Source organism: Streptomyces sp. NPDC002265 (genome assembly GCF_040296125.1).
GTDB lineage: Bacteria > Actinomycetota > Actinomycetes > Streptomycetales > Streptomycetaceae > Streptomyces.
In genome coordinates this window covers 1-23,354 of the sequence record NZ_JBEOWS010000130.1, presented here as the reverse complement: position 1 = coordinate 23,354, position 23,354 = coordinate 1, and the positions used below count along the sequence as shown (strand labels likewise).

Here is a 23,354-nt window from a genome sequence, read left to right as displayed (position 1 = left end):
GATCGCGGGGCGTGGCACCGTCGGTGCCGCGCCCCGGCCTTCGTCCCGGGGGCCGGGGGCCGGCAGGGCCTGTCGCCCCATACGCCGCACGAGCCCCGCCGCGGCTCATCGACCGCTGCCGCAATCGACACCCCGCCCGGACGCCGGGCGGGCCGGCGGAGCGGGCGTTGGCGCAAAGCACCTGTATGCGGTCATCGATCGACGATCCGACACCAAGTCTTGGGCACAAATTCCACACATCCCTCTCTTCAGACTGGCCCCGATGGTCTAGATTGACCGTGCTTCACCTGTTCGAAGGCGAGGCGACCAACAATGGTCCATAGGTCCGGCGTTACGGGGTAGAGAGCGTTTTCGTCTCCGGCGCCAGACGTGGGGGTGATCGGTTCTTGGGGTCCGAGGGGGGAGCCTTGGCCGTGGGGAGCACCAAGGTCTTCGACGGACTTCCATGTGCCTCGAATGCCTGGCGGAACACGCAAGTGCGCTGTCGCCGGGGTGGGTTGTTCACATAGCTCTGCAATAGCCGAAATGTCATGCGCGGGGGGCGGGATCTTCCGCGAGGAGGAACAGCGCGGCACGGGAGGCGGGGGCCTCCCACAGAGAAGGTCAGTGCTAGGCGAACACGTCGACCCACTGGAACCTGGGGGGTTCTGTGCGGCAAGGGGGACTGGTACGCCCGTTTCCGTCTGAACACGGGCGTCTGACGACCGGGGCGATCGATCAACCGGCAACGGACTGGGAGCAGCGGTACCGCCGTACCGTGATCACCAGTGACATGGTGGCCACCGCCTTCGTGGTGGCGGCCATAGGAAACTTCTTCGGGGCCCGGGACGCGGCCAACTGGCATGAGAAGTGGGGGATTCTCGCGTTCGGCACCGAGTTACTGGTGCTGGCCACGCTCACGGTGAGCCGGTCGTGGGCTCCGGCCGTGCTCGGGCAGGGTGCCGAGGAGTTCCGCAGGCTCGGACGCTCGCTGTTCGCGGCGACCGTCGTACTGGCGCTGGGCGGGATCGCCCTGACCTCGCGCAACATCAAACTCTGGATCTTCGTCGCGATCCCCGCGATCGCGTTCGTCACCATGATCACGCGGTATCTGCTGCGTATCTGGCTGCACAGGCAGCGCAAGGAAGGCAGATGCCTGAGACCGGTGCTCGCCGCCGGAAGCCTGGCCACCGTGCGCGACCTGATCAACCGGACCCGCAAGTTCCCGCACATCGGCTGGCGGGTGGAAGCGGTGTGTACGACGGACGGTCTCGGACCCGACGGTGACCAGGTGGACGGGGTACCGGTCGTCGGCCGGCTGACGGACGTCGCGAACCACGTCCACCGCGACGGCTACCGTGTCGTCGCCGTCACCCCTGACCCGCACTGGTCGCCGGACAAGTTGCAGCGGCTGGCCTGGAACCTCGAGGGCAGCGACGCCGAGATGGTCGTGGCCCCCGTGCTGATGGAGGTGGCCGGCCCGCGGCTGCACGTCGACGCGGTGCTCGGGATCCCGCTGCTGCGGGTGAGCATGCCGACCTTCACGGGGGGCCGCCGTACGGTCAAGATGATCGTCGACCGGCTGGGCGCGGCGATCCTGATCCTGCTGTTCGCGCCGCTGATGCTGTTCGTCGGCCTGCTCGTGCTGGCGGACAGCCGGGGCGGGGCGTTCTACCGCCAGCGCCGGGTCGGCAAGAACGGCCGCGAGTTCACCATCCTCAAGTTCCGCACCATGGTAGTCGGGGCCGACGCGGCACGTGCCGCGCTGGCCGACCGCAACGAGGGCGCGGGCCTGCTGTTCAAGCTCCGCCGCGATCCCCGGGTGACCCGGGTGGGGGCGGTGCTGCGCCGGTACTCGATCGACGAACTCCCTCAGCTGTTCAACGTGCTCGCCGGATCGATGTCGCTCGTCGGTCCGCGGCCGCCGCTGCCGGAGGAGTCCGCCGCCTACGGCCCGGACATCCGGCGGCGGTTGCTGGTCAAGCCCGGACTCACCGGCCTGTGGCAGATCAGCGGACGCAGTGACCTCTCGTGGGAGGAGGCGGTCCGGCTGGACCTGCGGTACGTGGAGGACTGGTCGCTCGCCCTGGACACGGTGATCTTGTGGAAGACGCTGCGTGCGGTGCTGTACGGGCAGGGGGCCTACTGATGTGCGCGGAGCGTCGTCGGGCAGGGGCGCGGACGGCAGGCCGGAGCGGCCTGCCCTGGGGGAGGAACGGGTCATGAGGATCAGCGTTTTCGGGCTCGGCTACGTGGGCTGTGTGTCGGCCGCGTGCCTGGCCGGCCAGGGCCACGAGGTCATCGGGGTGGACGTCAACCAGGTGAAGGTCGACCTGGTCAACGACGGCAAGGCCCCGGTGGTCGAGGAGGGGATCGGCGAACTCGTCGCCGACGTCGTACGCAGTGGGGCCTTACGCGCGACCACCGACGTGCGCGAGGCGATCGCGGGCAGCGAGGTGTCGCTGATCTGCGTGGGCACGCCCTCGGAGCCCAACGGCAGCCTGTGCACGACGTACTTGGAGCGGGTCACCGAGCAGATCGGTGGCGCGCTGGCCGAGCGGGGCGGGCGGCACACGGTCGTGTTCCGCAGCACCATGCTCCCGGGCACCTGTCTGAACCTGCTGGTGCCGATCCTGGAGAAGTCCGTCGGCGGCACGGCCGGGGTGGACGTCGGGGTCGCGGTCAACCCCGAGTTCCTGCGCGAGGGCACCAGCGTGCGGGACTTCTTCGACCCGCCCAAGACCGTCATCGGCGAGCTCGACAGGGCGAGCGGCGATGTGGTGGCGGCGCTGTACGAGGGCCTGCCCGGCGAGGTGTTCCGGGTGCCGATCCCGACGGCCGAGGCGATCAAGTACGCGGACAACGCGTTCCACGGCCTCAAGATCGGCTTCGCGAACGAGCTGGGCGCGGTCTGCCAGGCGCTCGGGGTGGACTCGCACCAGGTGATGGACGTGTTCCTGGCCGACCGCAAGCTGAACATCAGCCCCGCCTATCTGCGGCCCGGCTTCGCCTTCGGCGGCTCCTGCCTGCCCAAGGACCTGCGCAGCCTGGTCCACGCGGCGCAGCGGGCGGACATCTCGGTGCCGATCCTGTCGCATGTGCTGCCCTCCAACGCCGACCATCTCCAGCGCGCGGTGGAGCTGGTCGAGCGCACCGGCAAGCGCAAGGTGGGCCTGTTCGGGCTGTCCTTCAAGCCCGGCACCGACGACCTGCGCGAGAGCCCGCTCGTCGAGCTGGCGGAGCGGCTCTTCGGCAAGGGCTACGACCTGCGGATCCACGACGCCAACGTGAGCCTGTCGCGGCTGCTGGGCGCCAACCGCGAGTACATCGAGAACCGGCTGCCGCACCTCGCGCAACTGCTCGCGGACTCCGCCGAGGAGGTCCTCGACCACGCCGAGGTGTGCCTGGTCGGGACGAAGGACCCGGCCGTGCTGTCGGCACTCCCCCGCGGGGGCGACGGCCCGCTGATAGTCGACCTCATCCGCCTTCCCGACGCCGAGGCGCGCCGGGCCGAACCGGGATACGTGGGCCTTGCTTGGTAGAACGACCGGCGGCGACCGGCAAGACCGTCGCGCGCTGATCCTGGTGGAGAACCTGTCGGTGCCGTTCGACCGGCGGGTGTGGCAGGAGTGCACGACGCTGCGCGACGCGGGCTGGACGGTGCACGTCATCTGTCCGCAGGGCAGCAAGCGGGACACGGAGCCGGAGGCCGTGATCGACGGGGTGCGGATCCACCGCTACCCGTTGCGCGCGGCCACCGGCGGACCGGCCGGCTATCTGCGGGAGTACGGATCGGCGCTGTGGCACACGCTGCGGCTGGCCCGGAGGATCGGTCCGGTCGACGTGGTCCATGCCTGCAACCCGCCCGACCTGCTGTTCCTGCCCGCGCGGTGGCTGAAGCGGCGCGGCGCGCGATTCGTCTTCGACCAGCACGACCTGGTGCCGGAGCTGTACCTGTCCCGGTTCGGCCGCGGCAAGGACCTGCTCTACCGCGGGGTGTGCGCGCTGGAGCGGATGACGTACCGGGCCGCGGACGTCGTGCTCGCCACGAACGAGAGCTACAAGGACGTCGCGGTCAGCCGTGGCGGGCGGCGGCCGGAGGACGTCTTCGTGGTGCGCAGCGCGCCCGACATCGACCGCTTCCACCCCGTACCGCCGGAGCCGGAACTCAAGCGCGGCAAGCCCCATCTGCTGTGCTACCTCGGTGTGATGGGCCCGCAGGACGGTGTCGACTACGCCCTGCGGGCGCTGGCGAAGCTGCGCGACGAGGTCGGGCGCAGCGACTGGCACGCGGTGTTCGTCGGCGGCGGTGACACCTTCGAGGCGATGGTGGAGCTGTCCCGGCAGCTCGGGCTCTCGGAGCAGGTGCAGTTCACCGGGCGCATCCCGGACGCCGATCTGGTGCGCTACCTGTCCACCGCGGACGTGTGTCTCTCTCCCGACCCGCACAATCCGCTCAACGACGTGTCGACCATGAACAAGGTCCTGGAGTACATGGTGATGGGCCGGCCGCTCGTCTCCTTCGACCTCCGGGAAGCGCGCGTGTCCGCCGGTGACGCCGCCGTCTACGCCCCCGCCAACGACGAGGCCGAGTTCGCGCGGCTCGTCGGGCTGCTGCTGGACGATCCGGAGAAGCGCGCCCTGATGGGCAAGATCGGCCAGGAGCGGATCAGCGGACCGCTGTCCTGGCGCAACTCGCAGGCGTCGCTGCTCGCCGCCTACGCCGCCGCCTGCGGTGACGACACATCGGCACCGGCGGGCGACCCGGGCCGGGTACAGGGCGGAGGCCGCACCGTTGAACGATGACACGATACGCCTGGTGACGATCGGGCGGATCATCCGTCGGCGCTGGCGGCTGCTCACCATCCTCGCGGTGGTGGGCGCGCTCGCCGGGTACGGCACCTCCTTGCTCTTCCCGCCGCGCTACACGACCTCGGCGTCGGTACTGCTGCCGGGGGCCTGGGAGGAGCGCGAGCTGCTCACCCAGGAGCAGATCGCGACCAGTTCGACCGTGGTCGACCAGGCGGCCGCCACGCTCCACTGGCGCGGGGTCAGCAACAGCGAGCTGCGGGATCAGGTGAGCGCCAAGACCGCCGACGGGAACATCATCAAGATCTCGGGCACGGCCGACACCCCGGAGCGCGCGCAACAGCTCTCCGATCAGGTGGCACAGCAGTTCGTGACGTTCGCCGCGCGCGTGGTGGACGACAACACCGACCCCGAGGCGGCCGCGCAGCGCGAGGCGCTCCAGCAGACGGTGACGCAGACCAGCCGCCGCATCACCCAGCTGGCCGACTCGGCCGATCCGGGGCGGACCGTCGAGAGCGTGCAGGCCCGCACGGAGCTCGAGAAGCTGCGCACCACGCTTCAGGCGGCCATGACCAAGCTGGACCAGACCGACCCGGCCGGCAACAAGGCCCACATGGTCGTCATGGGACCGGCGGCCCGGCCGACCGGAGAGGCACCGCCGACCAGGATCCAGCTCGTCGCCGCCGGAGCCCTGCTGTTCTTCCTGCTCGGAGTCATCGGTCATCTCACCGCGGCCCGGATGAGCCGCCGGCTGCGCACCCAGCCGGAGATCGCCGCGGCGCTGGGCTCGGCGCTGCTGGGTACCGTCGACGTACCGGGCGGACGGCCCGTACACCGGCCGCGGGGCCGTGGCCCGCGGTGGATCCGCCGGCTGCTGGGCGTCGACGTCCGCTGGGACGTCCCGGCCCCGCAGACGTCCGGCGACGAGGCCAGCAGACAGGTCCGCTACCGGCGGGTGTGTGCCCGGCTGCGGGATCGGCTGCCGGGCGCCCGGCAGCTGCTGGTGGTCGTCCCCGGCGGTGACGAGATCGCTCTGCGGGCCGCCGGGCAGCTCGCCGCCGAGTCCGGGAGCGATCCGCTCCTTCGGCCGGTGGAGGTCCCGATGTCCCACCCGATGGTGCCGGACCGTGGCGACGAGTCCGGTGCCCTGGTCGTGCTCAGCGCGGGCAGCTGGACGGCGGCGGAGCTCGCCGGCCTCGCCGAGGCGTGCATGGACGCCGGGCACGAGGTCGTCGGCATCGTCCTCGCCGGCCCGGTCCGGGCTCTTGCGACGCGGTCCGCCGACCGTCCTCGGCACACCGCCACGCCGGTGCTCGCGGTTGGTCACGACGGGAAGGGAAGTTCAGCGTGACGACGAGTACGAGTTCGGAGTCGTCGCCGGCCGCTCCGCTGCTGGATGTGCAGGCGCTGGTGGTGGCGGTGCGCAGGCGGCGCCGCTTCTGGTGCTCCGTGGGGCTGGTGGGGCTGCTCGCGGGCGGGTCGGTGGCGGTGCTGAAGCCGCCGCCGCCGACCGCGGTGACCAAGGTGCTGGTCGCGCATCAGGAGGACCAGCCGAACGACCCCGGGACGCTGATCCGCACCGATGTCGCGCTGCTCCAGACCACGCGGATCGCCGACCAGGCCCTGCGGACCCTCAAGTCCTCCGAAAAACCAGAGGACTTCATGCAGGAGTACGTCGGTCTCGGCCTGACCAACAACCTGCTTCAGATCACCGTGACCGGTGACACCGACGCGGAGGCGGTGGCCCGGGCCAAGGCGCTGGCCGACGCGTTCGTCGCGGACCATGTGCGGCGGATACAGGAAACCGCGACCGCCGAGTCCAAGGCCCTGCTCGACCAGCGCGACCGACTCCAGGACGAACTCGCGCAGGTCAACAAGGCGATCGGGGACGGATCGCCGGGGAGTGGGCCGACGGCGGCGTCGGACCTGGAGTCCCTGTTCGCCCGCCGGGCCGAACTCACCTCGAGCATCAGCGACTTCACCCAGCGTGCCTCGGAGGCGCGCATCGGCACGCCCCAGCTCGTCGCCGGTACGCAGATCGTGGACGACCCGCGTGTCCTGGCGCACTCCCTGCCCAGGACCGCTGCCACCGACTCCGGGATCGGGCTGGTCCTCGGGCTGGTCCTCGGGCTCGCGCTGTCCGCGGTCGGCTCGGTGGTGGCGGACCGCCCCGTGCTGCGCCGGGACATCGCCGCGAACCTCGGCGCCTCCGTCATCGCGGAGCTGCCCCGCCGGTCGGTCCGGCCGTGGCGGCGCCGACGAATCCGGGTGGCCCGCGAACGGCTCATCACGTCACTGGCGCGTACCGCGCGCGGCTCCGCGGAGCCGGTGTCGCTGCTCGAACTGGGCTGTGCGCGCAGCACGAGCGGGCTCGCCCTGGACCTCGCCGGGGTGCTGACGGCGGACGGGCCGGTGGTGGTCGTCGACGGGCTGCCCGGCGCGCAGCCGGTCAAGCGCCGCCGCAAGCCGGCCGACGTGGCGGTGGTCGGCGGCGAGAGTGCCGCGGCCGTGCCGCACCAGGACCGCAGGATCGGCGTCGGCTCGGTGGCGCCCGGTACGGCGTGGACCGACCTGCGGTACCTCGGCACCCGGACCGTGCTCGTCGTACGGGCCGGGCACGGCAGCACCGCATGGCTGCACACCGTGGCCAGGCAGCTCGCGGACCAGCGCATCGCGGTGATCGGTGTGGTGCTGCTCGACCCCGATCCGCGCGACCGGACCGACGGCACGCTGTGGGACGGGCCGCACACCGCGGTGCGCGCCCAGAGCGAGCGGTCGGCCCGGCAGAACGGCGGGGGTACCTCCCACGCCGTTCAGGCAGTGGGAGAGGACAGGCGGCGGGCCGAGCAACTGCCGATGCGGGCGACACGGTTCCCGGACAGCGACCAGGAGGCTCGGTAGTACATGTGTGGCATCGCAGGCACCTATCGATGGCCGGACGGGAAGGCGGTGGCCGACCGGCTCACCGAGACCCTCGCCCACCGCGGTCCGGACGGGGCGGGCCGTTACAGCCATCCCGCCGGTGACGGCGAGGTGCACCTCGGGCATCGCCGGCTGGCCATCATCGACCTGTCCGAGACCGGCGCCCAGCCGATGAGTTCGGGCGGCCTCGTCCTGACGTACAACGGCGAGCTGTACAACGCGCCTGATTTGCGTGCCGAGTTGGAGTCCGCCGGGGTGCGCTTCCGCGGCACCTCCGACACCGAGGTGCTGCTGGAGGCCTGGCGGCGCTGGGGCACGGACTGTCTGCCCCGGCTGCGCGGCATGTTCGCGTTCGGGATCTTCGACGAGCGCACCGGTGAACTGGTGCTGGCCCGTGACCAGTTGGGCATCAAGCCGCTGTTCCTGCTGCGGCGCGGCCAGGGCCTGGTGTTCGCCTCCGAGCTCAAGGCGCTGGCCGCCGTGACCGGCGGCACGCTGGAGGTGGACCACGCCGCGCTGGTGGCGTCGCTGCTGTACTACTGGGTGCCGGACTCACGGTGCGCGTTCCGCGAGGCGGAGAAGCTGCCGCCGGGGACCTGGATGCGGTTCCGGCCCGACGGCCGGGTGGAGCGCGGCCGGTACTGGAACCTGCGGGAGGTCGCCGCCGAGGGCCGGGAGCGGGCCCGCAGCGGTGAACTGCCGGACATAGCCGCCGTCGTGGAGGAGTCGACCCGGCGTCATCTGCTCTCCGACGTACCCGTGGCGACCTTCCTCTCCGGTGGTCTCGACTCCAGCTATCTGACCGCGCTGGCGGCCCGCGACCGGCCCGGGATCTCCGCCTACACGATCGGGTTCCGCGCCGAGGACGCCCGGTTCGAGGCGATGCCGGACGACCTGCGCTACGCCCGGCAGGTGGCCGAGCGGTTCGGCGTCGACCTGCACGAGATCGAGATCGCGCCGGACGTGCTCGACCTGCTGCCGCGGATGACACACCACCTGGACGAGCCGATCGGCGATCCCGCCGCGATCAACACGTTCCTGATCTGCTCGGCCGCCCGGGAGGCCGGGGTCAAGGTGCTGCTGTCGGGGATGGGTGCCGACGAGCTGTTCGCCGGCTACCGCAAGCATCTGGCCAACGTGATCGCGCTGCGCTACCAGCGCGTCCCGCGGCCGCTGCGGCAGGGTCTGTCCGCGGCCGTGGACCGGCTGCCGGTCGCCTCGGCCCGCCGCGGGTATCGGTCGGTGCGCTTCGCGAAGCGGTTCCTGTCCTTCGCCGACCTGCCGGAGGAGACCGCGTTCCGGCGCAGCTACACCATGTACGACCGGGACGAGCTGCTCGCCCTGATCGATCCGGACCTGGCCGGGACCGTCGAGGACGTGCTCACCGAGCACGCGGACGTCTACGAGGACAACGACCTCGACGACTTCGTCAACCGCATGTGCCTGGGCGATGCCCGGATGTTCCTGCCGGGCCTGAACCTCACCTACACGGACCGGTCGAGCATGGCCGCGTCGACCGAGGTGCGCGTGCCGTACGTGGATGTCGAGGTGGTCAGGGCGGCGTTCGCGGTGCCCGGTGACCGCAAGATCGTCAAACGGCAGGGCAAGGCCGTACTCAAGGAGGCGGCCACCTCGGTCCTGCCCCGGGAGATCGTGTACCGGCCCAAGGGCCTGTTCAGCGCCCCGCTGCGGGCCTGGATGAGCCGGGATCTGGCCCCGCTGGTGCGCGAGGTGGTCAACGACGGCGAGCTCGTCCGCTCCGGGCTGCTGCGCCGCGACGCGCTGGCGCGCATGGTCGCCGAGGACGCCTCCGGGCAGCGGGACTTCTCCAAGCATCTGTGGCATGTGCTGACCCTCGAGTACTGGTATCGCGGCGCGACCTCCAAGGCCGGCCAGGACTCCCCCGTGACGGCGTAGAGACAGTAGAGACAAGAGGACTTCGGTGAAACAGGTCGTACAGAACTACAAGAGCGGTGAGCTCGCACTGCTCGACGTGCCGGTCCCCGGGTGCAAGCCCGACGGGGTGCTGGTGCGGACCGCCTTCTCGCTGATCTCCACCGGCACCGAGCTCATGAAGGTGTCCGAGGCCGGGATGTCGATGCTGGGCAAGGCCCGCTCCCGGCCGGACCAGGTGGCCAAGGTCGTGCAGAGCGTGGCCACCAACGGGGTGCCCGCCACGTACCGCAAGGTGATGGGCAAGCTGGACTCCTACACGCCGCTGGGCTACTCGCTGTGCGGGGTGGTCGAGCAGGTCGGCGCCGGGATCGACGACGTGAAGGTCGGCGACCTGGTGGCCTGCGCGGGCAACGAGCACGCGCTGCACGCCGAGCTGAACTGGGTGCCGAAGAACCTCTACGCCCCGGTGCCGGACGGCCTCGCGCCCCGGCACGCGGCCTTCGGCACGGTCGGTTCGATCGCGTTGCAGGGTGTGCGCCAGGGCGAGTCGCGGCTGGGCGAGGTGGCGCTGGTCATCGGCCTCGGGCTGATCGGGCAGCTGGTGGTGCAGCTGCTGACCGCCTCGGGAGTCCGCGTCGTCGGCGTCGACCCCGACCCGGCGCGCTGCGAGCTCGCCGAGCGTCTTGGCGCGGCGGCCTGCGGCGACCCCGCCTCCGCGGCCGTCGAGGCGGCCGTCGCCGAACTGACCGACGGTCACGGCGTGGACCAGGTGTATCTGGCCGCGGGCGGCGCCAGCAACCAGCCCGTGGAGCTGGCCGCGCGGCTGAGCCGGGACCGCGGCCGGGTGGTCGACATCGGCAAGTGCCGCCTCGACCTGCCGTGGAACGCGTACTACGAGAAGGAGCTCGACGTCCGGTTCTCCCGCAGCTACGGCCCCGGGCGCTACGACCCGGCGTACGAGCTGGAGGGGCGGGACTATCCGATCGGCTATGTGCGCTGGACCGAGCGCCGCAATCTGGCGTGCTTCCTCGACCTCGTCGCCCGCGGCCGCGTCGACGTGGAGCCGCTGGTCTCCCACGTCGCCGACTTCGACGACGCGGTCGAGACGTACCGGAGCCTGAAGGACGGCGAACTGAAGGCCGTGGCCGTGCTGTTCCGCTACCCCGAGCACACGGCCGAGGCGCCGGCCCCCGAGGTGACCGTGCCCGTGGTGAAGCGGACCGGCACCCAAGTGCCCGCTGCGGCCCGGGCCGTGAAGTCGCCGGTGCGCCTCGCGTTCGTCGGCGCGGGCAACTACGCCACGTCGATGCTGCTGCCGCACCTGTCCCAGCGCGACGGCGTCGAGCTGTCCACGGTCGTCACCACGACGGCGCTGTCCGCGGCCAACGCGCAGCGCAAGTTCGGCTTCGCCCAGGCGACCACCGATCTCGACGCCGTGCTCGGTGACAAGTCCGTCGACGCGGTGTTCGTGGTCACCCGGCACAGCTCGCACGCCGACCTGACCCGCAAGGCGCTGCTGGCCGGCAAGACGGTGTTCGTGGAGAAGCCACTGGCGCTCACCGAGGACGAACTGGCGGGCGTGCTCGCCACGGTGGAGGAGTCCGGCAACGACCGGCTCCAGGTGGGCTTCAACCGGCGGTTCGCACCCCTGCTCCAGGAGGCCAAGCAGCGGTTCGGCACCCGGACCGGTCCGGCGAACCTGCGCTACCTGGTCAACGCGGGCCGCCTGGACCACGGCAGCTGGTACCTCCAACAGGGCACCGAGGGCTCGCGGTTCGCGGGCGAGGGCGGCCACTTCATCGACACGGCGAGCTGGCTGCTCGACGCCGACCCGGTCTCGGTGTACACGGTCGCCGCGCCCGGCAACGACGACCTCCAGATCGTCCTGCGCTACCCCGACGGCTCCACCGCCACCATCAGCTACGTCACCACCGGCGCGCCCGGCTTCCCCAAGGAGACGCTGGACCTGGTCGCGGACGGCAAGGTGCTGCGGCTCGACGACTTCGTCCGCGCCTCCGTGTACGGCGGTAAAAAGTGGGTCAGTTCACGGCTGCCCAAGGCCCGGGACAAGGGCCAGTCCGCCGAACTGGCCGCGTTCGTCAAGGCCGTGCGGACCGGCGGTCCGATGCCGGTACCGCTGGAGTCACTGGTCGCCACCACCGCGGCCACCCTCGCCGTGCAGACCGGCCTGGCCGGCGGCGTGCCGGTGACGTTGGCGAGTGCCCGATGACCATGAGCGCGGGCTGGTACCTGCGGCGGCTGTCCCGGATGGGACCGCGGGAGGTCGGCGGCCGGGTCGGCGACACGCTGCGCAGACGGCGCTGGCGCTCGGCGCGGCCGGTCGCCCCGGGCGTGAGCGGTGCCCGGTTCACCGCGTCACTGCCCGCCGGGACGATCGCCGCGGTGCCGCCGGACGCCGCGAAGCGGCTGGTCGCCGAGGCGGACCGGTTGCTGGACGGACATGTCGAGTACTTCGGCGTGGCACGCGACGACCTGGCCGACCCGAACTGGTGGTACGACCCGAAGACCGGGCGCCGGGCTCCGTGGGGCTACGCCTTCGACGTGCCGTACCGCGACGAGGACGCGGTCGGGGACATCAAGCAGATCTGGGAGCTGTCCCGGCACCAGTACCTCACCGTGCTCGCCGCGGCCTACGCGGTCACCGAGGACGAGCGGTACGCCGAGCGGGTGGCCGCGCATCTGCGGTCGTGGTGGGCGGCCAACGCGCCGCTGCGCGGGGTGCACTGGACCAGCGGCATCGAGCTGGGCATCCGGCTGCTGTCCTGGGTGTGGATCCGCCGGCTGCTCGACGGCTGGCCGGGCGTGTCCGCACTGTTCGAGGACAACCCGGTGGCGCTGCGCCAGATCTGGCACCACCAGCACTGGCTGGCCTCCTTCCCCAGCCGAGGATCGTCGGCGAACAACCACGTCATCGCCGAGACCGCCGGGCAGTTCGCCGCGGCCTGCGCGTTCGACTGGTTCCCCGCCTCGGCGCGCTGGCGGGCCGACGCGCTGCGGTCGCTGGAGCGCCAGCTGCGCGCCAACACCTTCGGCTCCGGCCTCAACCGCGAGCTGGCCACCGAGTACCACGGCCTGGTGCTGGAGCTCGGGCTGGCCGCGCTGGCCGAGGCGGACACGGCGGGCGTACCGGTCCCCGCGACGGTCCGGCTGGTGCTGCTGCGGATGACGGACGCGCTCGCGGCCGTCGTGGACAACCGGCTGCGGCCGCCGCGCCAGGGCGACGCGGACGACGGGCACGGGCTGGTCGTGGACGGCGCGGGCACCGACCGCTGGGGCTCGCTGCTGGCCACCGGGGACGCCGTGTTCGGCCGGCTCGACTGGTGGCCTGAGGTGACCGGCACCGATGTGCGCACCCCGCTGCTGGCCGCGCTCGTCCGGCCGTACGCGAAGGACGAGAGCGCACCGGCGGTGACCCGCCCGGCGGACCGGCCGGCCCACTTCGCCGACGCGGGCATGACCATCCTGCGCGGTCCTGAGCACATCTGGGCACGCTGCGACGGCGGCCCGCACGGGTTCCTGTCGATCGCCGCGCACGCCCACGCGGACGCGCTGTCGCTGGAGGTCCGGCACGACGGGGTCGACGTGCTCGCCGACCCGGGGACGTACTGCTACCACGGGCAGCCGGAGTGGCGGCGGTACTTCCGCTCCACCCTCGGCCACAACACCCTGGAGCTCGACGGCGCCGACCAGTCCGTATCCGGCGGCCCGTTCCTGTGGACCAGGCACGCCCGCAGCCGCGTCCTGGTCGCGGAGCCGTCCGGTGCCCTGGCCGGAGGGACGGCCCGCTGGTGCGCCGAACACGACGGCTACCAGCACTTCGTGCACCGCCGCCAGGTCGAACTGACGTCGGCGGAACAGGAGTTGAAGGTGGTCGACGAGGTGCGCGGCCCGCGCCGGGCCGCCGTGCGCCTGGCGTTCCACCTCGGTCCGGCGATCACCGCGGACCTGGTGGGGAACCGGGCCCGGCTCACCTGGACCCGGGACGGCGAGGACCGCTCCGCGGAGCTCGAACTGCCCGGGGAGCTGGACTGGCAGGCGCACCGCGGCGCGAGCGATCCGCCGCTCGGCTGGTACTCGGCCGGCTTCGGGCGCAAGGAGCCCAGCACCACGCTGATCGGCAGCGGTTTCGCCGACGGCACGCAGAAGTTCACCACCGTACTCGGATTCCACGGCTAGGGGGGAAGGACGCTTGGGGACCAACTGGCGGCGCTGGGCGCTGCCGGCTGCACTGCTGGCGCTGGCCCTGCCGACGGCTACCGGCTGCAAGAGCACGCCGGACGCGCTGCCGAAGCCGACCACCGCGCCGGCCACGGCCGTGGCCCGGGTGTGCGCCGAGCCCGCGGCCGGGCCGGCGACGGCGCCCGCGGGCGCGGTCACGGTCGACCCCTCGGTGACCGGCGACCTGGCCGCGAAGACCAAGAGCAGCCCCCCGAACACCACGTTCTGGCTGCGACCGGGCAAGCACCGGCTCGACCGGGACCGCTACGCCCAGGTCGTCCCCAAGAAGGGGGACGTCTACCTCGGTGCGCCGGGCGCGGTCCTCGACGGCCGCAGGACCAACCAGTACGCGTTCTCCGGCACCGCCCCCGACGTCACCATCCGCTACCTCACCGTGCAGGGTTTCGCCGCCCCGCAGAACGAGGGCGTGGTCAACCACGACTCGGCCGACGGATGGGTGATCGAGCACTCGACGATCCAGAACAACTCCGGCGCCGGACTGATGGCCGGTGCCCGCCAGCAGGTGCGCGCCAGTTGTCTGCGCGGCAACGGCCAGTACGGCATGAACGCGTACAAGGGCAACGGCCGTATCAGCGGCCTGGTCCTGGAGGGCAACGAGATCACGGGCAACAACACGGACGACTGGGAGCGCAGGCAGTCCGGCTGCGGCTGCACCGGGGGCGTGAAGTTCTGGGCCGTCGACGGCGCCGACGTACGCGGCAACTGGGTGCACGACAACCGCGGGACCGGGTTGTGGGCGGACACCAACAACAACGACTTCCTCATCGAGGACAACGTGCTCGAAGCCAACGACGGTGCCGCGCTGATCTACGAGACCAGCTACAACGCGATCGTCCGCGGGAACACGATCCGGCGCAACAACTGGGTCGAGGGCCGCAAGTACGCCGACCGCGGCGACACGTTCCCGTTCGCTACCGTCTATCTGTCCGAGTCCGGCGGCGAACCCCGGGTCCGGGCCCGCACGAACAAGATCGACATCTATCGCAACGTGCTGGAGGACAACTGGTCCGGGATCACCCTGTGGGAGAACGCCGACCGGTTCTGCAACAGCCCGGCCAACACCTCCTCCGGGGACTGCACGTTGCTGGTGAACAACACCAAGCGCTGCGCACAGCCGGCCATCGCCACCGCGCCGCTGTACGCCGACTGCCGGTGGAAGACCCAGCGGGTGGAGATCCACGACAACCGCTTCGTGCTGGACAAGTCCGTGGTCGGCTGCACGGTCAAGTGTGACCGCATGGCGGTGCTGGCCAACTACGGCACCTATCCGGAGTGGTCGCCCTACCAGGGCGAGCGGGTGGCCGAGGCGATCACCGGCACGCAGCACAACCGCTGGCACGACAACGTCTACGTCGGACCGTGGAGCTTCGTCGTCCACGACCCGAGCCGGATCCTCGACTCCGCACAGTGGCAGGCCGCGCCCTACCGGCAGGACGCGGGCAGCACCTTCCGTACCCAGGACGGGGGTTGAGATGCGCGCGGACCACCCGCCGCAGACCGCGGGCCGTACGCCGAAGATCGTCGGCACGGTCTGGGGACTGCTGATCCTCAACACGCTCGGCTCCGCCGGGGCGAAGACCATCGTCCCGCTGCCCCGCTCCCTGATCCAGATGGTCACCATGGGCGCGCTGGTCACCGCGTTCGCGCTGGCCCTCGCGGTCAACACCCGGCTGCGCATCCGGCCCAGCGCCTTCGTGTTCCTGCTCACCCTGCTGCTTCTGCTGAGCGTGATCTCCAGCGCGAACCTGGAGTCCGGGTTCGGCGCCCTGTTCCGCTGCTTCCGGCTGGCTCTCTTCGTCGGCACGCTGTGGCTGCTCACCCGCTGGTGGGACGGCGGCATGACGTTCGTCCGGCACCATATCCGGATGTACCTCGCGGTGCTCGGGACGGTGGCCGCCGGTCTGGTCGCCTCGCCCGGCGCGGCCCTGCCCGACCTCTACGGCGGGCGGCTGGTCGGCGCCCTGTGGCCGCTCACCCCGCCGCAGATCGGGCAGTACGCGGCGGTGATCATCGGGCTCACCGTGCTGCTTCTGCTGGGCCGGCAGACCGACCGGACCAGCGCGGCCGTGGTCATCGTGCCCTCGCTCGTCCTGCTCGCCCTGACGCACACCCGCACGGCCACGCTCGGCCTGCTCGTCGGGCTCGCGCTGGCGATCGGCTCGCTCCTGCTGACCAGCGGCGCCGCCCGCCGGTTCTTCACCCGGGCGGTGCTGATCGGCACGGTGGCCGCGGTGGGGTTCGCCTCCGCGCTCCAGACATGGTTCCTGCGCGGACAGAGCCAGGAGAACTTCTCCAGCCTGACCGGCCGGGCCAAGGTCTGGCACGCCCTGCTGATCGAGCCCCGCACGACGACGCGGTTCCTGTTCGGCGCCGGCCTCGGCGACAAGTCGTTCGACGGGCTGCCGATCGACAACAGCTGGCTGGCCGTCTACAACGAACAGGGCCTGATCGGCGTCGCCTTGGTGGCTGCGGTCATCCTGGTGCTGGGCGGTGTCGCGCTGCTGCGTCCGCCGTCGCTGGCCAGGGCCTGCGCGATCTTCCTGATCAGCTACTGCGCGATCGCGTCGTACACCGAGGCCGGGCTGGGCGACGCCTCGCCGTATCTGCTGCACCTGGCCGTGGCCGCCTCGCTGCTGGCGACGCCCGCCTCGGCCGATCCCCGCCCGACGCCCGAAGTCCCCCGCCGACGCATCCCGCGCTGGGCCCAGAGATCGGAGGCGAGCTGAGCATGCACGTCCTCGTGGTGCACAACCGCTACGCCTCGGCACAGCCGAGCGGCGAGAACAAGGTCGTCGACCAGGAGGTGGTGCTGCTGCGCGAAGGCGGCCACCGGGTCGAGCTGTTCGAGCGGCGCAGCGACACCATCGCTACCCGGTCCCTGCCGTCCAAGGCCGCGGTGCCGCTGCTGGTGCCATGGAACCCGGCGGTCCGCAGGGAGCTCGCCGCGAAGCTGCGCGCCGAGCGGCCGGACGTGGTGCACGTCCACAACGTCTTCCCGCTGCTGTCGCCTGCGGTGCTGGCCGCCTGCGCCGACGCCGGCGTGCCCGCCGTGGCCACGCTGCACAACTACACCCAGGTCTGCCCGCCCGGCACACTCCAGCGGGACGGCCGGCCGTGCACCGAGTGCGTCGGTTCCACGCCGCTGCCCGCCGTCCGGCACGGCTGCTACCGGGGCTCCCGGCTGGCCACCGTGCCGCTCGCGGTCAGCCTGTCGGCCAACCGGCGGCGGTGGTGGACCGGTGTGGAGCGGTTCTTCTGCATCTCCGAGGCGCAGCGCGCGGTCCTGGCGGGAGCCGGGATGCCGGCCGAACGCCTGGCGGTGAAGCACAACTTCGTGCCCGAACCGGGCATCGTGCGCAGCGGCGCCGGTGAGCATCTGCTGTATCTCGGGCGGCTCGCGGAGGCCAAGGGCGTACGACTGCTCATGGCCGCCTGGGACGAGATCGCCGCCGCCGGCGGAGTCGGCGTGCCGCTGGTGGTGGCCGGCACGGGGCCGCTGGAGCGGGAGGTGAGCGCCTGGGCGGCGGGCCGGGACGACGTGCGCTACGTCGGCCTGTACGACCAGGAGCAGTGCCGGCAGGCGATCGCGCGGTCCGTCGCCGTGGTGGCTCCCTCCACCTGGCTGGAGGCGTTCGGCCTGGTGGTCGTGGAGGCGATGGCTGCCGGGGTCCCGGCCGTCGCGGCCGGTCACGGCGCCTTCGTGGAACTCGTCGAGGACGGGGTGACGGGACTGCGGCATCTGCCGGGCGATCCCGGTTCGCTCGCCTCCTGTCTGCGCCGGATCACGACCGATCCGGAGCGCAACCGGGAGATGGGGCAGGCGGCCCGGCGCCGTTACGAGAAGGACTTCAGCCCGGCCGTCGGGCTGGAGCGACTGCTGGAGGGGTACCGCTCCGCGATCGCGGGACGGTCCGGCGGCGGGGACAACCCGCCGCCGGTAGGGGAACGAACGGACTCGCCACGGGTGCACCCGGGCGAGCGGGATGGGGGAAGTTGATGACACGTTGCCGACTCTGCGGCGCGGGGTCACTCGCGAGCGTCGTCGATCTGGGGGCGACCCCGCCGTGCGAGAGCTTTCTCGCCGCGGACCAACTGGACCAGCCGGAGCCGGCGTACCCGCTGCATCTGCGCGTCTGCACCGACTGCTGGCTCGCGCAGATCCCGCCGCTGATCACGCCGGAGGAGACCTTCAGCGAGTACGCGTACTTCTCCTCCTTCTCGACCTCCTGGGTGGAGCACGCGCGGACGTTCGTCGACGGCGCCGTCGAGCGGCTGGGGCTGGACACCGACGCCTTCGTGGTCGAGGTCGCGAGCAACGACGGGTATCTGCTGAAGCACGTGGTGAACCGCGGGATCCGCTGCCTGGGCATCGAGCCCTCGGTGAACGTCGGCGCGGCCGCCCGGGACGCGGGCGTGCCCACGCTCACGGAGTTCCTCTCCCCCGACACCGGCTCGGCCGTCCGCGCCGAACACGGCCCGGCGGACCTGGTCGTGGCCAACAACGTCTACGCGCACATCCCCGACGTGGTCGGTTTCACCCAGGGGCTGCGCGCGCTGGTCGCCGACGACGGCTGGGTCTCGATCGAGGTGCAGCATCTGCTGACCCTGATCGAGGAGAACCAGTACGACACGATCTACCACGAGCACTTCCAGTACTACACGGTCGCCTCCGCGATCCGGGCGCTGGCCAGTGGCGGACTCGCCCTGGTGGACGTCGAGCTGCTGCCCACGCACGGCGGCTCCATCCGGCTGTGGGCCCGCCCGGCCGAGGTGGCGGGCGAGCCGTCCGCGCGGGTGGCCGAGGTGCTGGACCGGGAGAAGGCCGCCGGGCTCCAGGAGCTGTCCGGGTACACCGAGTTCTCCGCCCGGGTGGCCAAGGTGCGCCGGGACCTGCTGCGGTTCCTCATCGACGCGGCCGAGCGCGGCGAGACGGTCGTCGGCTACGGCGCCCCCGGCAAGGGCAACACCCTGCTCAACCACTGCGGTATCCGGCCCGACCTGCTCGCCTACACGGTCGACCGCAACCCCTACAAGCACGGCAGGTTCACCCCGGGCACCCGCATCCCGATCCTGGCGCCCGAGCGGATCGCCGCCGACCGGCCGGACTACGTCCTCGTCCTGCCGTGGAACCTGCGGGCCGAGCTGACCGAGCAGTTGTCCTTCGTGCGCGAGTGGGGCGGCCGGCTGGTCTTCCCCATACCGGAACTGAGCATTGTCGAGGTCAAGGCATGAAGGTCGTACTGTTCTGCGGCGGCTACGGGATGCGGATGCGCAACGGCACCTCCGACGACGTCCCCAAGCCGATGGCGATGGTCGGGCCGCGTCCGCTGATCTGGCACGTCATGCGCTACTACGCGCACTTCGGGCACACGGAGTTCATCCTCTGCCTGGGCTACGGGGCCCACCACATCAAGGACTTCTTCCTCAACTACGAGGAGACGACGTCCAACGACTTCGTGCTGCGCGGCGGGCGGACCGAGCTGCTGTCCACCGACATCGCCGACTGGACGATCACCTTCGCGCAGACCGGCATCGAGTCGCCGATCGGAGAGCGGCTGCGCCGGGTGCGCCACCACCTGGACGGCGACGAGATGTTCCTCGCCAACTACGCCGACGTGCTCACCGACGCCCCGCTGCCGCAGATGATCGACAACTTCGCCCGGCGCGACGCCGGGGCGTCGATGATGGTGGTGCCGCCGCAGTCCTCGTTCCACTGTGTGGACCTGGGCGAGGACGGTCTGGTGGGGGGCATCACCGCGGTCAGCGACATGCCGCTGTGGGAGAACGGCGGTTACTTCGTGCTCCGCCAGGAGGTCTTCGACCACATCCCGGAGAACGGGGACCTGGTCGCCGACGGCTGCGCCCAACTCGCCAAGCAGGGACGGCTGGTGGCGCACCAGCACCGCGGCTTCTGGAAGCCGACCGACACCGTGAAGGAGCGGGCCGCGCTCGACGAGGCGTACGCCCGTGGCGACCGCCCGTGGGCCGTGTGGGAACACGCGGGCGCGGGGACGTCCGTGGCCGCGGGCCGGGCCGGCGTCGCGGCGGGGACCGCGTGATCCGGCTCGGGGCCGAGCGCCTGGGCAGCGTCGTCGCGGTGGGCGCGCACTGCGACGACATCGCCATCGGCGCCGGCGGCACGCTGCTGGCGCTGTGCCTGGCGCGGCCGGGCATCCGCGTCGACGCGCTGGTGCTCTCCGGCGGCGGCAGCGAGCGGGAGCAGGAGGAGCGGGCCGCGCTCGCCGCCTTCTGCCCCGGCGCCGACCTGCGGCTGACCGTGGACAAGCTGCCGGACGGCCGGCTGCCCGCGCACTGGGACGAGGCCAAGGCCGCCGTCGAGGAGCTGCGCGCGCAGACGGAACCCGATCTCGTCCTCGCCCCGCGCACCGAGGACGCCCACCAGGACCACCGTGGCCTGGCCAAACTCATGACCACGGCGTTCCGCGACCATCTCGTGCTCGGCTACGAGATCGTCAAGTGGGACGGCGATCTCGGCCGTCCGGTGGTTTACCAGCCGCTGTCGCCGGAGATCGCCGAACAGAAGGTGCAGTTGCTTCAGGAGCACTACCCCTCGCAGCAGCACCGGCCCTGGTACGACCGGGAGGCCTTCCTGGGGCTGGCCCGCATCCGCGGTATCGAAAGCAACACGCGCTACGCCGAGGCGTTCGCGGTCACCAAACTCACTCTCGACCTGGGGGAATGAACCTTGCGCGTACTGCTGACCGGGCACCAGGGCTATCTGGGCACCGTCATGGCCCCGGTCCTCACGGCCGCCGGGCACGAGGTCGTCGGACTGGACTCCGGCCTGTTCGCCGACTGCGTGCTCGGCCCGACGCCCGCCGACCCGCCGGGGACGCGTGTCGACCTGCGCGATGTCACCGCCGAGCACGTGGCCGGGGTGGACGCCGTGATCCACCTGGCCGCGCTGTCCAACGACCCGCTGGGCTCGCTGGCGCCCGACCTCACCTACGACATCAACCACCACGCCTCCGTGAAACTGGCCCGGCTGGCCCGCGAGGCCGGGGTGCGGCGTTTCCTGTACGCGTCGACCTGCTCGGTCTACGGAGCCGCAGGCGGCGACGAACTGGTCGCCGAGGACGCCCCGTTGCGGCCGGTGACGCCGTACGCGGAGTCCAAGGTGCGGGTGGAGGACGACCTGCACGAGCTGGCCGACGGCGACTTCACCCCGGTGTACATGCGCAACGCCACCGCCTTCGGCTTCTCGCCCCGGCTGCGCGCCGACATCGTGCTGAACAACCTGGTGGGCCACGCGCTGCTCTCCGGCGAGGTGCTCGTCCTGTCCGACGGCACCCCCTGGCGCCCGCTGGTGCACGCCGCCGACATCGCGCGGGCCTTCACGGCCGCGCTGGACGCGCCGCGCGAGGCGGTGCACGACCGGGCGTTCAACATCGGCAGCGAGACCAACAACGTCACGGTCGCCGAGATCGCCGAGCAGGTCGCCGAGGCGGTGTCCGGCGCGAAGGTGGTGATCACCGGGGAGAACGGGGCCGACCCGCGGTCCTACCGGGTGGACTTCTCCCGGTTCCGCGAGGCGATCCCCGGCTTCGACTGCGAGTGGACGGTCAAACGGGGCGCGCTCGAACTCGCCGACGCCTACCGCGAGCACGGGCTGACCCGGGAGGCCTTCGAGCAGCGCTTCACCCGGCTCGCCGTGCTGCGCTCCGCCTCCGACGCGGGCACCGTCGACGACACCCTGCGGTGGCGCCGGTGACCACGCGTGCAAAAAGAGGTGCCGGCGAGGAGATGCACGAACTGGTGCGGCGGATGTATCCGCTGTGCCGGAGCATCACCGGCGACGGGATGCGCGCCACCCTGGACATCGTCGGCGAGTACATCCCGCTCACCGTGCACGAGGTGCCCACGGGCACGCAGGTGCTCGACTGGACGGTGCCCGAGGAGTGGAACATCCGGGACGCGTACATCGCCGACGCCGCGGGCCGGCGGGTCGTCGACTTCGCCGCGTCCAGCCTGCACGTGCTCGGCTACAGCGTGCCGGTGTCGGCGACCATGCCGCTGGCCGAGCTGCGCGGACATCTGCACACCCTGCCGGAACACCCGTCCTGGGTGCCGTACCGCACCAGCTACTACAAGCCGGAATGGGGGTTCTGCCTGTCGCAGGAGACCCTGGACGCGATGCCGGACGGCGAGTACGAGGTGTGCGTCGACTCCACCCTCGCCGACGGCCACCTCACCTACGCCGAGCATGTGATCCCCGGCCAGGTGGCGGACGAGGTGATCGTCTCCTGCCATGTCTGCCACCCGTCGCTGGCCAACGACAACCTGGCCGGCGTCGCGGTGGCGACGTATCTCGCACGGGCGCTGGCGGAACAATCGCCGTACTACACCTACCGGTTCATCTTCGCGCCCGGCACCATCGGGGCGATCACCTGGCTGGCCCGCAACGTGGAGCGGATCGACCGGGTCAAGCACGGGCTGGTGCTGGCCTGCGCGGGCGACCGGGGCGATCTGACGTACAAGCAGAGCAGGCGCGGTGACGCGGAGATCGACCATGTGCTGCGGCACGTGCTCGAGGCCTCCGAACGCCCGCACCGGATCGATGAGTTCACCCCGTACGGCTACGACGAGCGGCAGTACTGCTCCCCCGGGTTCGATCTCGGAGTGGGCTCGCTCAGCCGAACCCCGTACGCCGGGTACCCCGAGTACCACACCTCGGCGGACAACCCGGACTTCGTCTCCCCGGAGGCGATGGCGGACACGCTCGCCGTCTGCCGCGAGGCGTTCGCCGTACTGGACCGCAACCGGCGCTACGTCAACCTCAGCCCTTACGGCGAACCGCAGTTGGGCCGCCGCGGGCTGTACGACTCGCTCGGCGGCCGCAGCGACGCCAAGCAGGCGCAGCTGGCCATGCTCTGGGTGCTCAGCCTCTCCGACGGCGAACACACGCTGCTGGACGTCGCCCAGCGCGCCGGGCTGCCGTTCGACACCGTCGTCGCGGCGGCCGACGCGCTGCACGGCGCCGATCTGATCAAGGCGTGAGACCGATGACCACGGAGGGGGAGATGACGAGGGCACCGGCCGGGTCCGCCAGGCGTGCCCTCGTCGGCCGGCTGTCCTGGGGACTGGCAGACCAGGCGGCCTCCAGCGTGAGCAACTTCGCGGTGGGCCTCTACGTGGCCCGCTCCCTCGGGGTGACCGCGTTCGGCGTGTTCAGCCTCGCCTGGGTGACGTACGGCGTGGTGCTCAACGTCTCCCGCGGGCTGGCCACCGATCCGCTCACGGTGCGCTTCAGCGGCCCGCCCGGCACGGCCTGGCGCGGGGCCGTGGGCCGCTCGACGGGTACCGCGCTCGGCGTCGGCGCCGTCCTCGGCGCGGTGTCCCTGGCCGCCGGGCTCGGCCTCGGCGGCCGCGTGGGGCCCGCGTTCGCCGCCCTCGGTGTCATGCTGCCGGGACTGCTGCTCCAGGACGCCTGGAGGTACTCGTTCTTCGCTGCGGGCAGCGGGCGCAAG

General features: G+C 71.6%; 15 protein-coding genes and 2 pseudogenes. All 17 read left to right on the top strand.

What is annotated here, in order from left to right:
- The first annotated feature begins 649 nt into the window (after positions 1-649).
- Positions 650-2,128, top strand: a complete 1,479-nt coding sequence (locus tag ABT085_RS22795; protein ID WP_351610770.1) for a sugar transferase — start codon at positions 650-652, stop codon at positions 2,126-2,128.
- Between the two features lie 73 nt (positions 2,129-2,201).
- Positions 2,202-3,521: a nucleotide sugar dehydrogenase gene (locus ABT085_RS22790; RefSeq protein ID WP_351610767.1), complete on the top strand. Its 1,320-nt coding sequence runs from the start codon at positions 2,202-2,204 to the stop codon at positions 3,519-3,521.
- A pseudogene (locus tag ABT085_RS22785) lies at positions 3,511-4,778 on the top strand (glycosyltransferase family 4 protein). Before ABT085_RS22790 ends, ABT085_RS22785 begins: the two are co-directional and overlap by 11 nt.
- Positions 4,775-6,139, top strand: a complete 1,365-nt coding sequence (locus ABT085_RS22780) for a Wzz/FepE/Etk N-terminal domain-containing protein (RefSeq protein WP_351610761.1) — start codon at positions 4,775-4,777, stop codon at positions 6,137-6,139. The pseudogene ABT085_RS22785 and the gene ABT085_RS22780 overlap by 4 nt, the downstream one beginning before the upstream one ends.
- The gene (locus ABT085_RS22775) at positions 6,136-7,689 is read left to right on the top strand and encodes a Wzz/FepE/Etk N-terminal domain-containing protein (RefSeq protein ID WP_351610759.1); all 1,554 of its coding nucleotides are present in this window, start codon (positions 6,136-6,138) and stop codon (positions 7,687-7,689) included. The genes ABT085_RS22780 and ABT085_RS22775 overlap by 4 nt, the downstream gene beginning before the upstream one ends.
- 3 nt (positions 7,690-7,692) lie before the next feature.
- Positions 7,693-9,627, top strand: a complete 1,935-nt coding sequence (gene asnB, locus ABT085_RS22770; RefSeq protein ID WP_351610756.1) for an asparagine synthase (glutamine-hydrolyzing) — start codon at positions 7,693-7,695, stop codon at positions 9,625-9,627.
- 25 nt (positions 9,628-9,652) lie between these two features.
- Entirely contained in the window at positions 9,653-11,836 is a 2,184-nt protein-coding gene (locus ABT085_RS22765) for a bi-domain-containing oxidoreductase (RefSeq protein WP_351610753.1), read from the top strand.
- Positions 11,833-13,803: a heparinase II/III family protein gene (locus tag ABT085_RS22760; protein WP_351610747.1), complete on the top strand. Its 1,971-nt coding sequence runs from the start codon at positions 11,833-11,835 to the stop codon at positions 13,801-13,803. The genes ABT085_RS22765 and ABT085_RS22760 overlap by 4 nt, the downstream gene beginning before the upstream one ends.
- A 13-nt stretch (positions 13,804-13,816) precedes the next feature.
- Positions 13,817-15,337 carry a right-handed parallel beta-helix repeat-containing protein gene (locus tag ABT085_RS22755; protein WP_351610744.1) on the top strand — a complete coding sequence of 507 codons (1,521 nt, stop codon included), beginning with the start codon at positions 13,817-13,819 and terminating at the stop codon, positions 15,335-15,337.
- A gap of 1 nt (position 15,338) precedes the next feature.
- On the top strand, positions 15,339-16,592 hold the full coding sequence (locus tag ABT085_RS22750) for an O-antigen ligase family protein (protein ID WP_351610741.1): 1,254 nt from the start codon (positions 15,339-15,341) through the stop codon (positions 16,590-16,592).
- 2 nt (positions 16,593-16,594) lie between these two features.
- A complete protein-coding gene (locus ABT085_RS22745; RefSeq protein WP_351610738.1) occupies positions 16,595-17,863 on the top strand; it encodes a glycosyltransferase in 1,269 nt (422 codons plus the stop codon).
- Complete coding sequence (locus tag ABT085_RS22740) at positions 17,863-19,098, top strand: class I SAM-dependent methyltransferase (protein ID WP_351610735.1); 1,236 nt, start codon at positions 17,863-17,865, stop codon at positions 19,096-19,098. Before ABT085_RS22745 ends, ABT085_RS22740 begins: the two co-directional genes overlap by 1 nt.
- Entirely contained in the window at positions 19,095-19,925 is an 831-nt protein-coding gene (locus tag ABT085_RS22735) for a sugar phosphate nucleotidyltransferase (protein WP_351610733.1), read from the top strand. The genes ABT085_RS22740 and ABT085_RS22735 overlap by 4 nt, the downstream gene beginning before the upstream one ends.
- Positions 19,922-20,569 carry a PIG-L deacetylase family protein gene (locus tag ABT085_RS22730; RefSeq protein WP_351610728.1) on the top strand — a complete coding sequence of 216 codons (648 nt, stop codon included), beginning with the start codon at positions 19,922-19,924 and terminating at the stop codon, positions 20,567-20,569. The genes ABT085_RS22735 and ABT085_RS22730 overlap by 4 nt, the downstream gene beginning before the upstream one ends.
- Positions 20,570-20,572: 3 nt before the next feature.
- On the top strand, positions 20,573-21,598 hold the full coding sequence (locus ABT085_RS22725) for an NAD-dependent epimerase/dehydratase family protein (RefSeq protein WP_351610722.1): 1,026 nt from the start codon (positions 20,573-20,575) through the stop codon (positions 21,596-21,598).
- Between the two features lie 32 nt (positions 21,599-21,630).
- Positions 21,631-22,884, top strand: coding sequence for a DUF4910 domain-containing protein (locus ABT085_RS22720; protein ID WP_351610772.1), 1,254 nt, complete (start codon positions 21,631-21,633; stop codon positions 22,882-22,884).
- Positions 22,885-22,889: 5 nt separating this feature from the next.
- Positions 22,890-23,354, top strand: a pseudogene (locus tag ABT085_RS22715) (hypothetical protein); the annotation flags it as partial.